The organism is Microbacterium sp. AC035 (assembly GCF_979258485.1).
Window position 1 is genome coordinate 508969 of the sequence record NZ_OZ409858.1, and the last position, 20923, is coordinate 529891.

General features: G+C 68.2%; 18 protein-coding genes and 1 tRNA gene. 11 read left to right on the forward strand and 8 right to left on the reverse strand.

Annotated elements, in window-relative coordinates:
• Positions 1–118: 118 nt before the first annotated feature.
• Positions 119–1099, reverse strand: a complete 981-nt coding sequence (locus ACZ0AA_RS02345) for an aldo/keto reductase (protein WP_400860947.1) — start codon at positions 1097–1099, stop codon at positions 119–121.
• A 127-nt stretch (positions 1100–1226) separates the two neighbouring features.
• On the opposite strand from ACZ0AA_RS02345, the gene ACZ0AA_RS02350 reads away from it, so the two are divergent.
• Positions 1227–2099: a helix-turn-helix transcriptional regulator gene (locus tag ACZ0AA_RS02350; protein WP_400860946.1), complete on the forward strand. Its 873-nt coding sequence runs from the start codon at positions 1227–1229 to the stop codon at positions 2097–2099.
• A gap of 111 nt (positions 2100–2210) precedes the next feature.
• Here the strand turns inward: ACZ0AA_RS02350 and ACZ0AA_RS02355 are convergent.
• Together ACZ0AA_RS02355 and ACZ0AA_RS02360 are read right to left on the reverse strand one after the other, a co-directional pair.
• Positions 2211–2283, reverse strand: a tRNA-Arg gene (locus ACZ0AA_RS02355).
• Positions 2284–2299: 16 nt separating this feature from the next.
• On the reverse strand, positions 2300–3109 hold the full coding sequence (locus ACZ0AA_RS02360; RefSeq protein ID WP_400860944.1) for an SGNH/GDSL hydrolase family protein: 810 nt from the start codon (positions 3107–3109) through the stop codon (positions 2300–2302).
• 70 nt (positions 3110–3179) lie between these two features.
• Here ACZ0AA_RS02360 and argS point away from each other — a divergent pair, with 70 nt between their 5' ends.
• Together argS and ACZ0AA_RS02370 are read left to right on the forward strand one after the other, a co-directional pair.
• Positions 3180–4844: an arginine--tRNA ligase gene (argS, locus tag ACZ0AA_RS02365; RefSeq protein ID WP_400860942.1), complete on the forward strand. Its 1665-nt coding sequence runs from the start codon at positions 3180–3182 to the stop codon at positions 4842–4844.
• Between the two features lie 39 nt (positions 4845–4883).
• A complete protein-coding gene (locus ACZ0AA_RS02370; protein WP_400860941.1) occupies positions 4884–5744 on the forward strand; it encodes an LmeA family phospholipid-binding protein in 861 nt (286 codons plus the stop codon).
• Positions 5745–5747: 3 nt separating this feature from the next.
• Here ACZ0AA_RS02370 and ACZ0AA_RS02375 read toward each other — a convergent pair whose 3' ends face one another.
• Positions 5748–6803: a YihY/virulence factor BrkB family protein gene (locus ACZ0AA_RS02375; protein ID WP_400860939.1), complete on the reverse strand. Its 1056-nt coding sequence runs from the start codon at positions 6801–6803 to the stop codon at positions 5748–5750.
• A 150-nt stretch (positions 6804–6953) separates the two neighbouring features.
• On the opposite strand from ACZ0AA_RS02375, the gene lysA reads away from it, so the two are divergent.
• From lysA to prfA, 5 genes are all read left to right on the forward strand, one after another.
• Entirely contained in the window at positions 6954–8363 is a 1410-nt protein-coding gene (gene lysA, locus ACZ0AA_RS02380; protein ID WP_400860937.1) for a diaminopimelate decarboxylase, read from the forward strand.
• A gap of 66 nt (positions 8364–8429) precedes the next feature.
• On the forward strand, positions 8430–9737 hold the full coding sequence (locus tag ACZ0AA_RS02385; RefSeq protein WP_400860935.1) for a homoserine dehydrogenase: 1308 nt from the start codon (positions 8430–8432) through the stop codon (positions 9735–9737).
• 2 nt (positions 9738–9739) lie between these two features.
• Complete coding sequence (gene thrB / locus ACZ0AA_RS02390; RefSeq protein ID WP_400860934.1) at positions 9740–10669, forward strand: homoserine kinase; 930 nt, start codon at positions 9740–9742, stop codon at positions 10667–10669.
• 197 nt (positions 10670–10866) lie between these two features.
• Positions 10867–12840 carry a transcription termination factor Rho gene (gene rho, locus ACZ0AA_RS02395; RefSeq protein ID WP_463512046.1) on the forward strand — a complete coding sequence of 658 codons (1974 nt, stop codon included), beginning with the start codon at positions 10867–10869 and terminating at the stop codon, positions 12838–12840.
• Positions 12841–12851: 11 nt separating this feature from the next.
• A complete protein-coding gene (prfA, locus tag ACZ0AA_RS02400; protein WP_400860930.1) occupies positions 12852–13931 on the forward strand; it encodes a peptide chain release factor 1 in 1080 nt (359 codons plus the stop codon).
• Positions 13932–13965: 34 nt separating this feature from the next.
• On the opposite strand, the gene ACZ0AA_RS02405 is transcribed toward prfA, so the two are convergent.
• Positions 13966–14619, reverse strand: coding sequence for a response regulator (locus tag ACZ0AA_RS02405; RefSeq protein ID WP_463512047.1), 654 nt, complete (start codon positions 14617–14619; stop codon positions 13966–13968).
• The gene (locus ACZ0AA_RS02410) at positions 14616–16265 is read right to left on the reverse strand and encodes a sensor histidine kinase (protein WP_463512048.1); all 1650 of its coding nucleotides are present in this window, start codon (positions 16263–16265) and stop codon (positions 14616–14618) included. The genes ACZ0AA_RS02405 and ACZ0AA_RS02410 overlap by 4 nt, the downstream gene beginning before the upstream one ends.
• Positions 16266–16422: 157 nt before the next feature.
• On the opposite strand from ACZ0AA_RS02410, the gene ACZ0AA_RS02415 reads away from it, so the two are divergent.
• Both ACZ0AA_RS02415 and ACZ0AA_RS02420 read left to right on the forward strand, forming a co-directional pair.
• Positions 16423–17967 (forward strand): CitMHS family transporter, encoded by a 1545-nt coding sequence (locus ACZ0AA_RS02415; RefSeq protein ID WP_400860926.1) that lies wholly within the window; start codon positions 16423–16425, stop codon positions 17965–17967.
• 18 nt (positions 17968–17985) lie between these two features.
• Complete coding sequence (locus ACZ0AA_RS02420) at positions 17986–18387, forward strand: hypothetical protein (RefSeq protein WP_400860924.1); 402 nt, start codon at positions 17986–17988, stop codon at positions 18385–18387.
• Positions 18388–18415: 28 nt separating this feature from the next.
• On the opposite strand, the gene epsC is transcribed toward ACZ0AA_RS02420, so the two are convergent.
• Together epsC and cysK are read right to left on the reverse strand one after the other, a co-directional pair.
• Positions 18416–18985 carry a serine O-acetyltransferase EpsC gene (gene epsC / locus ACZ0AA_RS02425; RefSeq protein WP_463512049.1) on the reverse strand — a complete coding sequence of 190 codons (570 nt, stop codon included), beginning with the start codon at positions 18983–18985 and terminating at the stop codon, positions 18416–18418.
• 8 nt (positions 18986–18993) lie between these two features.
• Entirely contained in the window at positions 18994–19932 is a 939-nt protein-coding gene (gene cysK, locus ACZ0AA_RS02430; protein ID WP_400860920.1) for a cysteine synthase A, read from the reverse strand.
• Positions 19933–20032: 100 nt separating this feature from the next.
• Between cysK and prmC the strand changes: the two genes are divergently transcribed.
• Positions 20033–20893 carry a peptide chain release factor N(5)-glutamine methyltransferase gene (prmC, locus tag ACZ0AA_RS02435; protein WP_463512050.1) on the forward strand — a complete coding sequence of 287 codons (861 nt, stop codon included), beginning with the start codon at positions 20033–20035 and terminating at the stop codon, positions 20891–20893.
• Positions 20894–20923 lie beyond the last annotated feature (30 nt).

Sequence of the window (20923 nt, forward strand, 5' to 3'; positions counted from 1 at the left end):
GGCACGCGCCGGAGAGTCGAAAGACGGACGACCCATCAGGATGGTCCCTCTTCACGTGGCCGGCAGCAACGCGAGGTAACTCTGCGAGGCCAGCCTGTCGTTCAGGTGAGAGGCCCGGTCACTTGTCGATGGAGACCATATTGGCTTCGTCGTGCCGTTCTCCGGACGCGGGTTCGAGTGCCGTCAGCCGGTCGGCCTGGTCGGCAGTGAGCACGATGGCATCTGCGGCGGTGTTCTCCTCCACGCGCGCGATGCGGCGCGTTCCCGGGATGGGGGCGATGTCGTCGCCGCGGGTGAGGATCCATGCCAGCGCGGTCTGCGCGGGCGTAGCGCCGATCTCGGCGCCGATGGAGCGGACCTCGTCGACGAGACGGAGGTTGCGTGTGAAGTTCTCACCCACGAACCGCGGATTGGTCTTGCGCCAATCGTCGTCGGGGATCTCCGCCGCAGAACGGATCTGGCCCGTGAGAAGGCCGTGGCCCAATGGCGAGTAGGGGACGAACCCGATGCCGAGCTCGCGGAGCATGGGAAGGATCTCTGCCTCCACGTCGCGGGTCCACAGCGAGTACTCGGTCTGGAGCGCCGCGACCGGCTGCACGGCGTGGGCGCGGCGGATGGTCTGCGCCGACGCTTCAGACAGTCCGAAGTGCAGCACCTTGCCCTCGGTGATGAGGTCGGCGACCGCGCCTGCGGTGTCTTCGATGGGCGTGTTCGGGTCGACCCTGTGCTGGTAGTAGAGGTCGATGTGGTCGGTCCTCAGACGACGGAGGGAGCCTTCGACGGCTGCCTTCACGTTAGCCGGGTTGCTGTCGATCGCTCCGGGCCCACCGCCGGAGTGCGAGACGAGGCCGAACTTGGTGGCGATCTTCACCTGGTCCCGGCGACCCTCGATCGCCTGTCCGACGATCTCCTCGCTGAGGTAGGGACCGTAGATCTCGGCCGTGTCGATGTGGGTGACCCCCAGGTCGAGGGCGCGGTGGATGGTGCGGATGGACTCGCCGTCGTCGAGACGGCCACCGGTCGTGTAGGTGCCGGCCATGGTCATGGCGCCGAGGCCGATGCGGGAGACCTCGAGGGCTCCGAGATGTGCGTTCTTCATGTCATGTCCTTCTGTCGCCGACTGATGATCCGAGTCAACGCTCTTTCGTCGGCGTCAGCGTGGCCCTACCTATGGGTGCCCCGACAGGGCCCCTCACGATCGCAGGCACCGGCGTAGTTTCGATGTCATGGACACTCATGCCGCCATCAGCGACTTCCTCACCACGAGGCGCGCGAAGCTCACTCCGGAGCAGGTGGGGCTGCCGGACTTCGGCGGCCGCCGCCGCGTCCCCGGGCTGCGTCGCGAAGAGGTCGCCCTCGTCGCCGGGATGAGCTCGGAGTACTACAAGCGTCTCGAGCGCGGGAACGCGGCGGGGGTGTCGGAGTCGGTCATCGACGGGGTCAGTCGAGCGCTTCAGCTCGATGAGGCCGAGCACGCGCATCTGCATGACCTGATCCGGGCGGCCAACGCGGGCGCGCATCCGCAGCAGCGACGGCGCCCTGTCCGCACGACGCAGCTCACCTCCGGAATACGTCAGACCATCGACGCGATGTCCACCGTCCCGGTGTATGTGCAGAACGGCCGGCTCGACGCCATCGCCACGAACGCGCTCGGTCGTGCGGTCTTCTCCGAGATGCTCGACCACGCGCGCCCGCCCGCGAACGCGGCACGCTTCGTCTTCCTCGACGCGCGCGCCCAGACCTTCTACCCCCACTGGGAAGGACAGACTCGACAGATCGTCGCCCTGCTCAGAGCCGAAGCAGGGCGATCGCCGTACGACCGGCAGCTCACCGACCTCATCGGCGAGCTGTCCACCCGCAGCGATCTCTTCCGGAAGCTGTGGGGAGCGCACGACGTCCGCGAGCACCGCACCGGGCTCAAGATCGTCCACCACCCGGTGGTGGGCGACCTGGAGCTCACATTCCAGGCGATGGACCTCGCCTCGGACCGCGGACTCCAGATGATCGTCTTTTCGGCCGAACCCGGATCCGCCACCCACGAGCGCCTGCAGCTGCTCGCCAATCTGGCCGAGACGACAGCCGAAAACGTGATTCGTTGACGATCTCGAAGCAGTCCCGTCGTCGCCTTCGCGGGGAGCGTGAGGGATCCGAGAACAGGGGGCAACGAGAAAGGCCGCCTGAAATCAGGCGGCCTTTGGCGTTGTGGTGTGTGCCCCCGACAGGAGTCGAACCTGCGACCTACGGTACCGGAAACCGGCGCTCTATCCACTGAGCTACGGAGGCGTACCGATCGACAATATCACTGCTCGGGAGTGGTCTCCGACCCACCCGCTTCGGTCACCGGCGCGTCGCCCAGTTCACCGAGCGCCGCGGCCAGCTTCTCGGCGAGGTAACGGTGGCCGTCGGTCGACGGATGCTTGCGGCCGATCTCGACATCGATGACCGACAGATAGTTCTGGTCGGTGATCCAGTCCTGCGCGACGGGGGAGATGTACCACCAGCTGCGGGCCGCGGCCAGTTCGCTGAGATCGGCGTCGATGCGAGCGGTCTCGGCTCCCACAGGCAGCTCATGCGGCGCCGGGCCCAGAATGACGATCGTCGCCTCCGGGTACTTCGCCGACATCGCGTCCCAGGCGGCGGTGACGGCTTCTCTGTACCCTGTCTCACCCTGAGCTCGGTCGTTGATCGACCCCTGCAGGATGATCAGGTCGGGAGTGAGCGTGGGATCCAGGGCGGCGATGCGCTCGCCGAAAGCGGGGCCGTCGAGGCCGGGCTTGAGGTAGCCGCTGCCCCGGACGCCCTCGACGATCGTCTCGCCGCCGATCAGGTCGGCGAGCCGATACGCATAGCCGAGGGTCGGGTCGGTCGCAGCCGAGCCGTAGGTCCAGGAATCGCCGAACACGAGAACAGTCGGATGCTCGGGAAGAAGCAGCGGAACCGGCGCGATCGCGACGGCGTCGCCGGTCGACGCGGCCGCGCCGACGGGCGCTGAGGACGGCACCGGAACCCATGGGCGCCAGATGCCGAGGACGACCGCGGCGAGCGCCAAGATCACTGCGACAGCGAGGCCTGCGACCGGCAGACGACGGCGGGCGGAGGCGGCCTTCATGGCATGACTGTAGATCACGATCCCGCCGTCGCAAATTCCTACGCGTGACGCGCCGTAAACTGGGAGGCCTATGAACCCTGAAACGCTCGCCACAGCCCTCCTCGCCGTCCTCGCACCGATCGCCGAGGAACGACGTCCTGGCGAGCCGCTCGGGCTCACCGCAGCCGACATCGTCTTCGAGCGCCCTCGCAGCCGTGACCACGGCGACTGGGCCTCGAACATCGCCATGCGCCTGGCGAAGCCGTTCGGCACGAACCCGCGTGAACTCGCGCAGCAGATCGCCGACGGACTCGCGCAGGTCGATGGTGTGCAGACCGCGGAGGTCGCGGGCCCGGGCTTCATCAACATCCGCCTCGACGCGGCTGCCGCCGGCGCCCTGGCGAAGCTGATCGTCGATGCCGGCGCGGAGTACGGACACAACGATTCACGCGCGGACGAGTCGATCAACCTCGAGTTCGTGTCTGCGAACCCCACCGGTCCCATCCACCTCGGAGGCACCCGGTGGGCAGCCGTCGGCGACTCGCTGGCCCGCATGCTCAAGTCCCAGGGCGCACAGGTCACCCGCGAGTACTACTTCAACGATCACGGGGGGCAGATCGATCGCTTCGCGCGCAGCCTGGTCGCCGCGCACCTGGGAGAGCCGACCCCCGAAGACGGGTACGGCGGTGGATACATCCTCGACATCGCGAAGCGTGTCGAACTCGCGTACGACGGCGACCTCTCGACGCTGTCACCGGAAGACCTGCAGGAGGCCTTCCGCGCGAATGGCGTGAACCTGATGTTCGACGAGATCAAGGCGAGCCTGCATGAGTTCGGCGTCGACTTCGACGTCTACTTCCACGAGAACGACCTGCACGAGTCGGGGGCGGTCGAGCGCGCCATCTCTCGGTTGCAGGAGCTCGGTCACATGTTCGAGGCCGACGGCGCTCTGTGGCTGCGCACGACGGAGTTCGGCGACGACAAGGATCGGGTGGTGGTGAAGTCCGACGGTCAGCCCGCGTACATCTCCGGCGACCTGGCGTACTACCTGAACAAGCGGGAACGCGGCTTCAACCGGTGCATCATCATGCTGGGCGCCGATCACCACGGATACGTGCAGCGTCTCATGGCGATGTGCGCGGCATTCGGCGATGAGCCGAACGTCAACCTGCAGATCCTCATCGGGCAGATGGTCAACCTGGTGCGCGACGGCCAGCCGATGCGCATGTCGAAGCGTGCGGGAACTGTGGTGACGCTCGAAGACCTCGTCGAGATCGTCGGCGTGGATGCGGCGCGCTACGCACTGACTCGGAGCTCGACCGACTCCAACCTCGACATCGATCTCGACGTGCTGCAGAAGCGCACGAACGACAACCCGGTGTTCTACGTCCAGTACGCGCATGCCCGCACGCACAACGTCGCGCGCAACGCCGCCGACTCCGGGGTGGACCGCTCGGAATTCGCCCCCGAGACGCTCACGCACGAGACCGAGAGCGCGCTGCTCGGCGCTCTGCAGGAATTCCCTCGCATCGTGGCGTTCGCCGCTGAGGTTCGCGAGCCGCATCGTGTGGCGCGTTACCTCGAAGAGCTCGCCGGCCTGTACCACCGCTGGTACGACAACTGCCGCGTGATCCCTCAGGGCGACGACCCGATCGAGACCGTGCACCGCACGCGCCTCTGGCTCAACGACGCCGCAGGTCAGGTCTTCCGCAACGGGCTCGACCTGCTCGGTGTGTCTGCGCCAGAGCGGATGTGACTCCTGCTGCCGTCCGGCGCCGTAGGGCAGGATGGCAGCATGAGCGACGACAACCACACCCTTCCTTACCCCGCTGCGGATTCCGAGCATCCGACGCTCGTGATCCCCGGGGGAAAGGACGGTGCTGCTGTCGACGGTGCCGCGCCACCGGCACGCACGCGCAAGCGCTGGCCGTGGGTACTGCTGATCGTCGTCGTGGTTCTGGCCGCTCTTGTCGTCGCGGCCGAGCTCATCGCGCGCGCGGTCCTGCCTGGCATCGTGCGGGGGATCGTGGTCGAGCAGCTCGATCTGCCCGCTGACCAGCAGCTCGACGTCGAGGCCGACGGCATCCTGCTGCCCCAGCTGATCGGCGGAACGCTCGACAGCCTGCACCTCTCGACCGACTCCGTGACCCTGGAAGGGATCACAGGTGCCGTCGACGTCACCGCCACGGGTGTCCCGCTGCGCGGCGGCGACCTGCGCGGCGCATCGGGCACGATTCGCATCGACGAGTCGCAGTTCACCGATCTGCTGTCGAACACCGATCTGCCGATCGACACGGTCACCCTCGATGCGCCGAACGCGACGGTCGCAGGCTCCGTGAGCGTACTGGGCATCGCGATCCCGATCTCCCTCACGGTGACTCCTGGCGTCGCGGAGGGAGACCTCGAACTCACCCCCGTCGGGCTGACGATCGGCGGACTCGAGGTCGACGCGGATCAGGTCGGCTCGACCCTCGGCGCCCTGGGAGACCGGCTCACCGAGACGCAGCGCATCTGCATCGCCGATCAGCTGCCCGCCGGCATCACACTCACCGGCCTCGAGATCGATGGAGCGGAGGCTGTGATCGACGTCGACGTCGACGGGGCCATCGCGACCGACGAGAGCCTGCTCGAGAAGGGCACCTGCCCTCAGGGCTGACGCTCAGTCGTCGTCGGAGCCGAGGCGGGCCTCCCGCTCGGCCTTCTGCGCCGCGCGGAGCTCCGACGTCGCGAGCGCGACCTCGGCCTCAGCGCGCTGTACCCGTCGCTGCGGGAAGGTCGTCGCACCGAACCGAGCATGCACGCGGTCCTTGCGCTCCTCTTCCGACGTGACGATGTAGGCGCAGGAGATCAGGATGACCTGGGTCGACAGGTTGAGCCAGATCAGAAGCGCCAGCAGCGTGGCGAAGGAGGCGAGCAGCGGATTGCTCGTCGCACCGCCGATGAACAGCCCGGACAGCTCCTGCAGCACGAGCAGGCCGACGCCGCCGATCAGCGCGCCGATCCAGAGGGAGCGCGCCGCTGGGCGGAGACCGGAGAGCAAGCGGAACACGCCCGCGATGAGCACGGTGTCGAGCGCGAGCACGACGATCAGCGAGACGATCCGGATGCTCCATGACGCGACGGCTGATTCCTCGGAGAAGCCGAGCAAACCGCTGAGCCAGGTGATTCCGAGTCGGCCGGCAAAGGTGACGGCCGCCGCGGCGACGAACAGCACGGCGACGCCGGCCGCGAGCAGCAGGTTGCGGAGCATGACCCAGATGAACAGCACGTCTGCGTGCGCGGTTCCGGCGAGGACGCGCACCGCTGTGCGCAGAGACCCCACCGCACCGAGCGCCGACCCGATCAGAGCGATCGTCGACACCGCGCCGGCGATCGACAGTGAGATCGGCTCCTTGAGGTCGTCGGGATTCACCACGCCGTCCTCGCCGATGAGGCCCGGCACCACGGACTGCACGGCGGAGATGATCGCATCCCAGACATCGGGGTTGCCGGCGAGCCACAGTGCGGCGATCGAGAAGCCCAGGAGAACAGCGGCGAACACACTGAACAGTGCACGGTAGGTCACGCTATCGGCGAGCATCGGACCCCGACGCTCGGAGTACAGAAGGAAGGCCCGCACCGGACGACGTGTCAGGGCCCAGCGGATCGCCGCAGTGCTGACGCGCGCGATCGGGCCGGGGCGTCGGGCATCGGGTGCTGCGGATTCGGTGCTCATCTGCACCACCTTACGAGGCGGCAGGATGTGTCCGCAGGGGGTTGACGCCGAGCGTCACCATGACTGATGCGGCATGCCTGGTGCCCTAGAATCGGGGGCAACCTCGCAGTGCGCGTATCCGCCCGAGACCCGTCCCACGATTGGTGTTCCTTGCTTTCCCCTGCCGATTCGCTCGCCCCGGAATGGCTCGTCGTGCCCGACGACGTGAATGATCTCCCCTCCGCCGTCTGGCCGGCCTCCGCGGTGCGCGGCGACGACGGAGCGTTGCAGATCGCCGGCATCTCCGCCACCGCTCTCGCTGAGACATACGGCACGCCGCTGCTGGTGATCGACGAGGACGAGGTGCGTTCCCGCGCCCGCTCCTTCCGCTCGGCTTTCGATGCCGCTGCGGCCGACCACGGCACGACCGCACAGGTGTACTACGCGGGCAAGGCGCTGCTGACCACGACGATCGCGCGCTGGGTGATCGACGAAGGACTCCGCATCGACGTGTGCACCGGGGGAGAGCTCGAGGTCGCGCTCGCGGCAGGCGTCTCCCCGGCATCCCTGGGCTTCCACGGGAACAACAAATCGGTCGCCGAACTCGAGCGCGCCGTGGAGGTGGGCATCGGCACGATCATCGTCGACAGCGCGATCGAGATCGAGCGTCTGGCGGCGATCACCGCCAGGACCGGCACTGTGCAGCGCGTGCTCGTGCGGGTCATCAGCGGAGTGCACGCCGAGACCCACGATTTTCTCGCAACTGCTCACGAAGACCAGAAGTTCGGCTTCCCGCTGCCCGAAGCCGAACAGGCCGTCGCGCGCATCCGTGAGATCCCCGGTCTCGACTTCGCCGGACTCCACTGCCACATCGGATCTCAGATCTTCGGTGTCGCAGGCTTCCGCGAATCGGCGTCGCGCGTGCTGGAACTGCACGCCGCACTGCTCGACGGCGGGCCCGTCCCTCAGCTCAACCTCGGCGGAGGGTTCGGCATCGCGTACACGAGCGTCGACGACCCCACTCCGATCGAGACGCTCGCGGGTGAGATCGTCGCGGCGGTCGCCGAGGGCTGTGCTGCTCGCGGGATCGCCGTGCCCGCCCTGTCGTTCGAACCCGGTAGAGCGATCGTCGGCACAGCCGGCGTGACGCTGTACGAGGTCGGAACCACCAAGGACGTCGCTCTCGACACCGGAGCCACTCGGCGGTACATCAGCGTCGACGGCGGCATGAGCGACAACGCCAGGACTGCCCTGTACGAAGCACAGTTCTCAGCCCGCCTCGCCTCACGGTTCGGCACGGGCGCGCCTCAGCTGAGCCGAGTGGTCGGCAAGCACTGCGAGTCCGGCGACATCGTCGTCGACCATGAGTACCTCCCCGCTGATGTGTCTCCCGGTGACCTGCTGGCTGTCCCCTCGACCGGCGCCTACTGCGCCCCGCTCGCGAGCAACTACAACCATGTCCCTCGCCCTCCGATCGTCGCCGTGCGCGACGGCCGGTCTGCGATCATCGTCCGCGGTGAGACCATCGCCGACGTCCTGTCACGCGATGTCGGTGTCGAGGCGCCTGAGAACCACGGGTGATCCGCGCGACGAACGACGCGATCGCCGACGAAGCATGACTGAACAACCCTCCTAAGGAGAGATGCAATGACGACTGAGTACCGACGACTTCGGGTGGCGCTCCTCGGCGCCGGAGCGGTCGGCTCCCAGGTGGCCGCACTCCTGCTGCGACACGGTGACGAACTCGCCGACCGTGCGGGTGCCACGCTGGAGCTGGCCGGTATCGCCGTGCGCAACCTCGACGCGCCGCGCGAGACGGATCTGCCCAAGGAGCTGTTCACGACGGATGCCGAGTCGCTGATCCTCGGCTCGGACATCGTGATCGAGCTGATCGGCGGCATCGAGCCTGCACGCACGAGCATCCTGCAGGCGATCGGCTCCGGTGCCGATGTGGTGACGGCCAACAAGGCGCTGCTCGCGACCCATGGTCCCGAGCTCTTCGAGGCGGCCGACCGCGTGGGCGCCTCCGTCTACTACGAAGCGGCCGCTGCGGGCGCGATCCCGATCATCCGCCCACTGCGCGACTCGCTCGCCGGTGACCGCGTGGTGCGCATCATGGGGATCGTGAACGGCACGACCAACTACATCCTCGATCGCATGGACACCGAGGGCGCCGACTTCGCCGACGTGCTCGCCGACGCGCAGCGCCTCGGTTATGCCGAAGCAGATCCGACTGCCGACATCGAGGGTTTCGACGCCGCGCAGAAGGCCGCGATCCTCGCGAGCCTCGCCTTCCACACGGCTGTTCCGCTGGACGCCGTCTACCGCGAGGGCATCACGACGATCACGGCGTCGATGATCGACGAGGCGCGAGCCGCCGGCTTCGTGATCAAGCTCCTCGCCGTGTGCGAGCGCATCGAGGCGAACGGCACCGAGTCGATCTCGGTCCGCGTCTACCCGGCACTCGTCCCCACGTCGCACCCCCTCGCCTCCGTGCACGGCGCCAACAACGCCGTCTTCGTCGAGGCTGAGGCGGCAGGCTCGCTGATGTTCTACGGCGCAGGGGCTGGCGGCGTGCAGACGGCATCCGCGGTGCTCGGAGATGTCGTGTCCGCCGCTCGCCGGCATATCGCCGGCGGCGTCGGCGTGGGGGAGTCCACCAGGGCCAACCTCCCCGTGGTGCCGATCGGTCACGTCACGACCCGATACCAGATCACTCTCGAGGTCGCGGACGCTCCGGGCGTTCTCGCGACCGTCGCAGGCATCCTGAGCGACGGAGCGGTGTCCGTCGCCACCGTCGTGCAGACCGTCGAAGGCGAGGGCGAGCCCACCGCTCGTCTCGTCATCGGCACGCACCGGGCCACGGATGCCGCGCTCAGCGCCACGGTCGATGCGCTCGCCGGCAGCTCTGTCGTCGAGCGGGTCGTCTCGGTGCTCCGCGTGGAAGGCGAGTGACGATGCCGGTGGGGCGCACGGTCGAGGTGACGGTTCCCGCGACCAGCGCCAACCTCGGGCCCGGTTTCGACACCCTCGGACTCGCGCTCAGCGTCTACGACACGCTCCTGGTGACGGAGCTCGCGGCAGGCGCGCTCGAGATCGAGGTCTCCGGGTCCGGCGCGGAGGAGATCCCGCGCGATGACTCGAATCTCATCGTCCGCACGATCGCGCATGTCTACGCGGACGTCGAACGACCCCTTCCGGGGCTGCGCATCGTCGCCGAGAACGGCGTACCGCACGGTCGTGGACTCGGATCCTCCGGTGCGGCGGTGGCTGCAGGCATCCTCGCTGCCAAGGGACTGCTCGAGGGCGATGTGGAGATCAGCGACGCAGACATGCTGCGCCTCGCCACCGAGATCGAGGGACACCCCGACAACGTGGCGCCCGCGCTGTTCGGCGGGCTGACGATCGCCTGGGTCGGTGAGCGAGGACCCCAGCACAAGAAGCTGCTGGTGCACCGCGGCGTCTCCCCGCTCGTGCTCGTGCCGTCTTACACGATGTCGACGTCGAAGGCGCGGTCTCTGCAGCCGCCGCATGTGTCGACCGCCGATGCCGTCTTCAACGTCTCGCGCTCGGCCCTGCTCATCGCTGCACTCATGCAGAGCCCCGAGCTGCTTCTCGATGCGACGGCCGATCGTCTGCACCAGGACTATCGAGCCGAGGCGATGCCCGAGACTCAGCGACTGGTTCAGGCTCTTCGCGCGGCAGGCTTCGCCGCGGTGGTGTCCGGTGCCGGCCCCAGCGTGCTGGTCCTCGCTGACGGCCCCGGAAGCCGACAGGACGCCGTGGAACTCGCCGAATCGACGACCGACACCCCGTGGGACGCGCTGCTGCTCGCGGTCGACGTGCGTGGTGGTACAGTGGGGAATCGAGCGGAGGGCTCCACGTAACTGCGTGAATCTGGCCCCATTGCAACTCTGCAAGACCCGCACGCAAACCCCTGTGGCACTGCTCTCACCGAGAATTCTGTTCTTTCCGAGAACCCAGTGCAGAGGCTGGCTGACGCCGAGCGTCAGTCCGTGCGATCGCGCGCAGCACCCGTTGTGCGCGTGCCGCTCATGTCCCCGAGACCAAAGAGGGAGTACTCGTGGAGAATTTCTCCGAGACCCAGAACGACCAGGCGGCACCTGCCGCCGAGGCTGTGGCGAAGGCCGCAAGCTCCGACGCCGCGACCACTGCCGCGACCGAGGTGGCACCGGCCCGCAAGCGCGCTCCGCGCCGCGCGAGCACCGCGACCGCCGCCGCGAAGGCCGAGAAGGCCGCCGCATCCGCAGACAGCGCACCGGCTGCCGAGGCCCCCGCAGCAGAGGCCCCCGCCGCTGACGCCGCCCCCAAGGCCAAGGCCCCTCGCCGCAGTCGTGCGAAGAAGACCGACGCCGACAACGCCGAGGCCTCCGCAGCAGCCGCCGAGGCTCCTGCGACGTCCGCTCCTGCTTCCGCCGAATCCGCCGAGGCTCCCGCGGCCAAGACCGCAGAGGGCAACGCCTCCGCCGACGCGGGGTCCGCAGACGCAGGTTCCGCAGACGAGCCGAAGAAGACCACCGGTCGCGGACGCCGCACCGCCAAGAAGCCCGCGGCCGACACCGAGGCTCCGGCCGCCGAGAAGCCCGCCGAGTCCGCCCCGGCAGACTCCGCTCCTGCCGCCGATTCCTCCTCCGACTCCGCTGACGGCGGCGACGAGCAGGGCGGCCGCAACCGCAACCGCAACCGCAGCCGCAACCGCGGTCGCGGTCAGAACGGCACCGGACAGGGCGGCGAGCAGCAGCAGCAGCAGCAGCAGCCGCAGAGCGCGCCCGCCGAGGACGAGGGCGGCAACGGCCGCAACCGTCAGCGCAACAAGCGCCGCGGCGGTGTGCCGACCGATGAGTTCGACACCGAGATCGGCGAGGACGACGTCCTGGTGCCGATCGCCGGAATCCTCGACGTGCTCGACAACTACGCCTTCGTGCGCACGACCGGCTACCTCGCCGGCCCGAGCGACGTCTACGTCTCACTCGGACAGGTCAAGAAGTACAACTTGCGCAAGGGCGACGCGATCGTCGGCTCGATCAAGCAGCCCCGCGAAGGCGAGCAGCAGGGCCGTCAGAAGTACAACGCTCTCGTGAAGGTCGACTCGATCAACGGCCTGTCGATCGACGACGCCGCGACCCGCGTGGAGTTCGGCAAGCTCACCCCTCTCTACCCGCAGGAGCGTCTGCGCCTCGAGACGGTTCCCGAGAAGCTGACCCAGCGCATCATCGACCTCGTCGCTCCGATCGGCAAGGGACAGCGCGGCCTCATCGTCGCACCGCCCAAGGCCGGCAAGACGATCGTCCTGCAGCAGATCGCGAATGCGATCGCGCAGAACAACCCCGAGGTCCACCTCATGGTCGTGCTCGTCGACGAGCGCCCCGAAGAGGTCACCGACATGGAGCGCACGGTCAAGGGCGAGGTCATCGCCTCGACGTTCGATCGTCCGGCAGAAGACCACACCACGGTCGCCGAGCTGGCCATCGAGCGCGCCAAGCGTCTCGTCGAGCTGGGCCGCGACGTCGTCGTCCTGCTCGACTCGATCACCCGCCTCGGCCGTGCGTACAACCTCGCGGCTCCGGCATCCGGTCGCGTGCTCTCGGGTGGTGTCGACGCTTCGGCGCTGTACCCTCCCAAGCGCTTCTTCGGTGCTGCGCGCAACATCGAGAACGGCGGATCCCTCACGATCCTCGCCACGGCTCTCGTCGAGACCGGCTCCAAGATGGATGAGGTCATCTTCGAGGAGTTCAAGGGCACCGGCAACAGCGAGCTGCGCCTGTCGCGTCAGCTCGCCGACAAGCGCATCTTCCCGGCAGTCGACGTGAACGCGTCGAGCACGCGCCGCGAAGAGATGCTGCTCTCGGCCGATGAGGTCAAGATCACGTGGAAGCTGCGCCGAGCCCTCGCCGGACTCGACCAGCAGCAGGCGCTCGAGGTCGTCCTGGGCAAGCTCAAGGAGACCCACTCGAACGTCGAGTTCCTCGTGCAGATGCAGAAGGCGATTCCGACGCTGCCTTCGGGTCCGCACGGACACGACAGCAACATCCGCTGAGCGGAGCCGGAGTGTTCGAGTCCGTCCAGACTCTGATCGACGAGCATCGCCGGGTGCAGGAGGAACTCTCCGACCCGGCGGTGCACGCCGATGCTGCGCGGGCGAAGCGTGTGAACCGCCGCTACGCCGAGCTGTCGAGGATCGTCGCCGCCTACGAGGCGTGGGTGGCGGCGTCAGACGACCTCGACGCCGCGCGCGAGCTCGCCCGTGAGGACGAGGCGTTCGCCGCAGAGGTCCCGTCACTCGAAGAGGGTGTCGAGGCGGCGCAGGAGAGGCTTCGACGGCTGCTCATCCCGCGGGATCCCGATGACGCTCGCGACGTGATCATGGAGATCAAGGCGGGGGAGGGCGGTGCCGAGTCGGCGCTGTTCGCCGCAGACCTGCTGCGCATGTACATCCAGTACGCGGCCTCGAAGGGCTGGAAGACCGAGCTCCTCGAGCGCAACGAATCCGACCTCGGCGGCTACAAGGACGTGCAGGTCGCGATCAAGGGATCGTCCACAGACCCCGCTCAGGGCGTCTGGGCCCATCTCAAGTACGAGGGCGGCGTGCACCGCGTGCAGCGTGTTCCCGCGACCGAGTCCCAGGGGCGCATCCACACCTCGACCACCGGAGTGCTGGTGTTCCCCGAGGTCGATGAGCCCGACGAGATCGCGATCAATCAGAACGATCTCAAGATCGATGTCTTCCGCTCGTCCGGCCCCGGCGGTCAGTCGGTGAACACGACCGACTCTGCCGTGCGCATCACGCACCTGCCGAGCGGCATCGTGGTGTCGATGCAGAACGAGAAGTCGCAGCTGCAGAACCGAGAAGCGGCGATGCGTGTGCTGCGTGCGCGACTGCTGGCGAAGCAGCAGGAGGAGCTGGATGCGGCGGCATCCGACGCGCGCAAGTCGCAGATCCGCGGCATGGACCGCTCCGAGCGCATCCGCACCTACAACTTCCCCGAGAACCGGATCGCCGACCACCGCACGGGTTTCAAGGCGTACAACCTCGATCAGGTGATGGACGGTGCCCTCGAGCCGATCATCGTCAGCGCCATCCAGGCAGACGAAGAGGCTCGACTCGCCGCGGTGGGCTCCGACTCCTGAGCCGATAGCGCGTGTCTCCTGGTCTGTCCTTCGATCAGGTGCGGGCCGCGTACCGGTGCTCGGGTCGTCCGGTCGCACCGTAGCGCAAGCGCACCTCCACGACGGCTCGTGCGGCGAGAGCCGCGAGGTGCCTCTGTGCGGTGGCGCGGGAGATGCCCACGAGCTCCCCGACCTCGGCCGCCGAGGCCTCGCCGTCGCCGAGTGCGGCGAGCACCAGCTGCTCCGTCGCCGAGCGCGAGACCGATACCGGCTCTCCCGCCCCGTGGAGGATCGCGAGAGCGCGATCCGCGTCCTCCTGCCGCAGGGGTCGGTCGCCGGCGAGCAGGTTGCGGTACCGCGCGTAGCGCTCGAGCAGGCCGACCAGTGCGCGACGGTCGAATGGCTTCAGCAGGTATCCGACGGCACCTGATCTGAGCGCTCGGCGCACGGTCGGCGCGTCGTCGGCAGCCGAGATGAGGATCGCGTCGACACCGGCCTCCCGCACCAGGGCGATGCCGTCTCCGTCGGGGAGGAACACATCCGCCAGGAGCAGGTCAGGACGCGACGAGCGGATGCCGTCCCTCGCCTCGGCGAGCGAGCGCACCGGCTCGAGAGCGGTGAACCCAGGTTGGTCGTCGACGATGCGCTGATGCAGCAGGCCTACGCGGAAGTCGTCGTCGAGGATCAGAACGCGGAGGGGATCGGTCATTGCTTCTCCTGGGTCGTCGAGGGGTCGGACACGGCGCGGCCGATGCGAGCAGCGAAGACAGCGCCGTGCTCCTCGCCTCCCGCGTCGATGATCCAGAGGTCGCCGCCGCGGCGGCGCGCGATGTCTCGAGCCAGGGGAAGACCGAGACCGTGCCCGTGCACGCGATCGGGCTCGTCCTCGCCCGGCGGACGCGGCGCCATCGGGTCGACTCCCGCGAGTCCCGCCCCGGAGTCCGCGACCGTGACCACCAGCGCATCGCCGTCTCCCAGCACTGCGACCTCCACCCAGCGAGGAATCCGCTCTCCCGAGACTGCTGCCGTCACCGCGTTGTCGACGAGGTTGCCGAGCACGGCTGCGACGTCCTCCGGCTCTGCCACGCTCCCGATCAGGTGGGTGTCGTCCGCGATGCGCAGCGCGACCCCGCGCTCACCGGCTTCGATGCCCTTGGCGCCGAGGAACGACTGCAGGAATGGGTCGCTGAGCAGGTCGAGCCTGGCGACGGGGAAGCCGACCGAGCCGCGCTCGACGAGCTCGTCGAGAAAATCCCTGGCGTCGTCGATCCTGGCCGCATCGATGAGTCCGGCGACCACATGCATGCGGTTGGCGAACTCATGACGTTGCACACGCAGGGCAGCGGTCACAGCGCGGACGGTCTCAAGCCGCTCCGTCAACGCGATGAGGTCGGTGCGATCGCGGATGATCAGCACGTCTCCGAGCGGTCGCCCGTCGCGGACGACCGGCCTGGAGTCGAAATACAGCACGCGTCGGTCCACGACGGCGGTCGACATGATGCGCCCGCCGGTCGCCGTCTCGACGACGGCCTGCGGCAGCCCGAGGCCCGCCAGCTGCAGTCCGACCGGCGAGTCGAGGCCGAGCATCCGATCGGCCGCGTCGTTGCTGACCCGAACGACTCCGGAGATGTCGACCGCGAGCACACCGTCGTCGACCCCGTTGAGCACTGCTGTCTGGTTCTGCACGAGCGCGACGAGCTCTTCCGGTTGCACACCGAGCGTGAGCCGCTCCCAGCGACGCCGCAGCAGGAGGAACGCGCTGATCGCCAGAGCGACGGCCGCCGCAGCGGTGGCCCCAATCACGGCGAGCAGCGGCGGAAGATCGTCGAAGACTCCGGTGCGCTCGAACCCCACGCTGACCTCGCCGACGGGCACCCCGGCATCGTCGCGCACCGGAACCTTCGCCCTCGCCGACTCTCCGAGGGTCCCCGTCTGCCAGTCGACGACCTCGTTGCCGGCGAGAACCTCTGCGAACGGTGTGCTGACCATCTCGCCGATGCGGGAGCTGGTGGGGTGGGCGAGACGGATGCCGTCTGCGTCGGCGATCACCACGAACAGCGCGCCGGTGCGCTCGGCGACGCCCGATGCGATGCGCTGCAGGTCTCCGTTCCTGAGCGCCTCGGCATCGGGTTCCTCCTGGGCTGACGAGATGCGTGCGACTTCGGCTCGAACCTGCGGGTCCTCGGCGAGAGTCCTGGCGATGCCGAGTGCGGTCGACTCGGCCTCGGTGCGCAGCTGCTGCACGGCGAGCACGAGGTAGACGCCGGTGCACAGCGCGACCACGAGCGCGACCGTGGCGAGGTGCAGCAGCAGTGTGCGCGTCGCGAATCGAGGTCTCGTGGTCGCCTTCGACACTGTGATCCCTTCGCCCGCACGATCGCGCAATATGCGCAGAACTCACGCTACGCGCACAACGTCCGGGAATGCGGCATACCGCGCTCGCGAGCGTCGGATTGCCTAGTCTCGTCAGGATCCGTCGCAGTCGACGGAGCTTCGACGAAGGAGTCACAGCATGCCCGACGTACTCACCGGCCTGTCAGCGGCCGCAGAAGAGGCGCCGACGTACGACGTCGCGTTCGTTCCGCCGGAGTGGGTGCTCGTGCTCCTCGGATTCACCATGGTGCTGGCCTTCATGACCCTGATCATGACGAAGCGTCTGACTCCCATGGTGGCGTTGATCCTCGTGCCCACCGTGTTCGGACTGTTCGCCGGTGCCGGGCTCGGCATGGGCGACATGATCCTCGATTCGATCGCCACCATGGCGCCGACAGCCGCACTGCTGATGTTCGCGATCATGTTCTTCGGCATCATGATCGACGTCGGTCTCTTCGACCCGCTGATCCGCGTGATCACGCGAGTTCTGGGCGATGACCCCGCAAAGGTCGTGCTGGGCACGGCGATCCTCGCCGGTGCGGTCTCCCTCGACGGCGACGGTTCGACGACGTTCATCATCACGACCTCGGCGATGCTGCCGATCTACCTCCGTCTCGGCATGAGCCCGGTCGTCCTCACCTGCGTCGCCGGCTTGATGAACGGCACGCTGAACATCGTGCCGTGGGGTGGGCCCACCGTGCGCGCCGCGACCGCGCTGGGCCTGCAGCCGACCGACATCTTCGTTCCCATGCTGCCGGCGCTCGGCGTCGGCATCGTCGTGACGCTCGGCTTCGCCTGGATGCTCGGTCTGCAGGAGCGACGTCGCCTCGGACGTCTCGACTCCGAGGCGCTGCTCACGGGCGCAGACGGCGGTGCTCTGTCGACCGTTCCCAAGATCTTCCGCGGTGCCGGCCCGAAGCCCGGCGCCCGTGCGGCGCTTCGCACCGGCAACATCGTCGTCGTCGCGGGCGGGCACGGTCCCGTGGCCGCGGCGAGTGTCGATCCTGCGGACACCGCGATGGCTGACACCATGCTCGACCCGGCACGACCGACCCTGCGGCCGAGGCTCATCTGGTTCAACCTCGCCCTCACGCTCGCCGTGATGGTCCTGCTCGTGCTCGACATCATGCCGCTCCCATACGTCTTCATGGTCGGCGCCGCTGTCGCGCTGCTGGTCAACTTCCGGGGGATCAAGGAGCAGGCGTCCGAGATCGTCGCCCACGCCCCCAGCATCGTCGGAGTGGTGTCGATGGTGATCGCCGCCGGGGTGCTGGTCGGCGTCCTGACCGGCACCGGCATGGTCGACGCGATGGCCACGTGGATCACCGATGTGCTGCCGCCGGCGCTCGGGCCCTTCCTCGCACCCATCACAGGCGTCCTGTCGATCCCGTTCACGTTCTTCATGTCCAACGACGCCTTCTACTTCGGCATCCTGCCGGTGCTCGCTCAGAGTGCTGCGACCTTCGGCATCGACCCTGTCGAGATGGCGCGTGCGTCGATCATCGGTCAGCCGGTGCACCTGCAGAGTCCTCTGGTGCCGGCGATCCTGCTGCTCGTGTCGCTCGCGAGCGTCAACCTCGGCGATCACCACAAGAAGGTGCTCTGGCGTGCGGTGATCGTGTCGCTGGTGATGCTCGCCGTCGGCATCCTGTCCGGAGCCATCCCCTTCTTCGTCGCGCAGTGAGGGCGATATGCTCAGCGCGTGATCACGTTCCTCTTTCGCGCGCTTCTGTACGTCGTGTCCGCCGGGCTCGGCCTCATCGTCGCCGATCTCGTGCTCGACGGCTTCCAGATCCAGTGGGACAAGTGGTGGGGCTTCGTCATCTGCATCCTGATCTTCGCGATCGTGCAGAGCGTGCTCGCTCCCTGGGTCAGCAAGATCGCCGATCGCTATGCGCCCGTGCTGATGGGCGGCATCGGGATCGTGTCGACCCTGATCGCCCTGGTGGTGGTCGTCCTGCTGCCGATCGGCGGTCTGCGCATCGTCGATCTCACCGGCTGGCTGCTGGGCGCAGTGATCGTGTGGCTCGTCACGGCGCTCGGCAGCGTTCTGTTGCCGCTGATCTTCCTGCGCAAGAGGGTCGAGAAGGCACGCGCTCGCTGAGACATGCCGGCCGGCGCCGGGTGCTCTCTCAGATGGAGTAGTCGGGCGCCGTGAGCACGGCCTTGGTGTCTTCGCCGAGGATGCGTGCCCGTGCCTTCGCAGGAACACCGACGAGGATGCTGTCGGCGGGTGCGTCGCGGGTGACCACGGCGTTCGCGCCGACCACCGATCCCTCGCCGATCGTGATCGGTCCGAGGATCTTCGCCCCCGCACCCACGGCGACGCCGTCACCGAGCGTCGGGTGCCGTTTGCCGGAGTCCCTGGTTCGGCCGCCGAGCGTGACGCCGTGATACAGCATCACATCGTCGCCGACCTCGGCGGTCTCGCCGATGACCACGCCCATGCCGTGGTCGATGAAGAATCGGCGTCCGATCCGCGCGCCGGGGTGGATCTCGATGCCCGTCAGCCATCGCGAGACCTGTGACGTCGCGCGTGCCAGCAGGCGGAGCCGCCGGCGCCAGAGCGCGTGCGAGACCCGGTGCGCCCAGATGGCATGCAGTCCGGGATAGAGGAGCGCCACCTCCGCGGCGCTGCGAGCGGCGGGGTCGCGAAGTCGAGCTGCCGCGATGTCCTCGCGCATTCGGCCGATCATGCCCATCGGACGGATCAGGATTCGCGCAGGTGCTCGTACAGGGCGGTCGAGAGGTAGCGCTCACCGAACGAGGGGATGATGACGACGATGGTCTTCCCTGCGGCCTCGGGACGCTGCGCGACCTGCAGAGCGGCCCAGATCGCGGCACCGCTCGACATGCCCACGAGGATGCCCTCTCTGCTCGCCGTCTCGCGTGCGACCCGGATCGCATCGTCGAAGGTGACATCGATGACCTCATCGAGGATGTCTCGGTCGAGGATGGGCGGCACGAAGTTCGGTCCGATGCCCTGGATCTTGTGCGGTCCGGGGTGCCCCTCGGTCAGGATGGGCGAGTCCTTGGGCTCGACGGCGACGATCTGAACGCCGGGAATGCGCTCCTTCAGCACCTGTCCGACGCCGGTGATGGTTCCGCCGGTGCCGATGCCCGCGACGAAGTAGTCGACGGAGCCCTCCGTGTCACGCAGAATCTCCTCGGCCGTCGTCCGGCGGTGGATCGCGGGGTTCGCCTCGTTGGCGAACTGCTTCGCCAGCACGGCACCCGGCGTCCGGGCGGCGATGGCCTCCGCCTCGGCGACCGCGTGCGTCATGCCCTTGGTGGGGTCGGTGAGGACGACCTCGGCGCCGAACGCCTTGAGCAGCATGCGCCGCTCCTTCGACATCGACGCGGGCATCGTGAGGATCACCTTGTAGCCGCGCGCAGCGCCGACCATCGCCAGCGCGATACCGGTGTTGCCGCTCGTCGCCTCGACGATCGTGCCCCCGGGCTTCAGCTCTCCGGACGCCTCCGCAGCGTCGACGATCGCGATGCCGAGCCGGTCCTTCACGCTCGACGCCGGGTTGTAGAACTCGAGCTTGGCCAGCACTGTGGCGCCGAGGCCCTCGGTGACCCGGTTCAGGCGAACCAGGGGAGTGTTGCCGAAAGCGGTGGTGATGTCGGAGTGGATTCCGGGCATGGGGAGAGCCTTCCTGTGCGGGGGGACTGCGCGCTCCAGCCTATGCGAGGGCCCTGGAGGGGTGGGCAATATGACACCTGCCGCGCTCTACGCTTGATCCATGCCCGATCTCTCCCTCGCCTCCGCCGTGCACGCCGCGGCAAGGCAGCTCGCCGATGCGGGCATCTCGGATCCCCTCGTCGACGCCGAGCTGCTGGCGGGCCACGTCCTCGGAATGCGACGAGGCGAGGTGCAGGCCGGCATCATCCGCGGCGATGCGCTCGATGAGGGGGGCGCAGAGTCTCTGCGAGCGCTGGTCGCCCGCCGCGCCGCGAGAGAGCCTCTGCAGCACATCACCGGGACCGCGCCGTTCCGGCATCTCGAGCTCGCGGTCGGTCCCGGAGTCTTCGTGCCCCGGCCTGAGACGGAGACGGTCGTGCAGTACGCGATCGACGCGCTTCTCGGCTCCCCGCTTCCGGAGCCGATCGGGATCGACCTGGGCACGGGCAGCGGGGCGATCGCTCTCGCCATGGCCACCGAGGTGCCCCACGCGCGCGTCTTCGCCACGGAGCTCTCGCCCGACGCCTATCCGTGGGCGGTGCGGAACACCACGGGTGTGGCGAACCTCACGCTCGTGAACGAAGACCTCGCGCATGCGTTCCCCGAGCTCGACGGCACGGCCTCCGTCGTGATCTCGAACCCCCCTTACGTCCCTGACTCAGCTGTTCCCCGTGACCCCGAGGTGCGGCTCTTCGATCCCTCGATGGCGCTCTACGGGGGAGCGGACGGTCTCGACATCGTGCGCGTGCTCAGCGTGCGCGCTCTCGAGCTGCTGCATCCGGGCGGACTGCTCGTCATCGAGCACGGAGAGCTCCAGGGCGAGGAGATCCGGAGCATCCTCACTCGCGACGGATGGCGGGCGGCGGCGACGCATCGCGACCTCACCCTGCGAGACAGAGCGACGACCGCTCTGCGCCCGTGACGCGCAGACACGAATCGCACAGGCATCCCC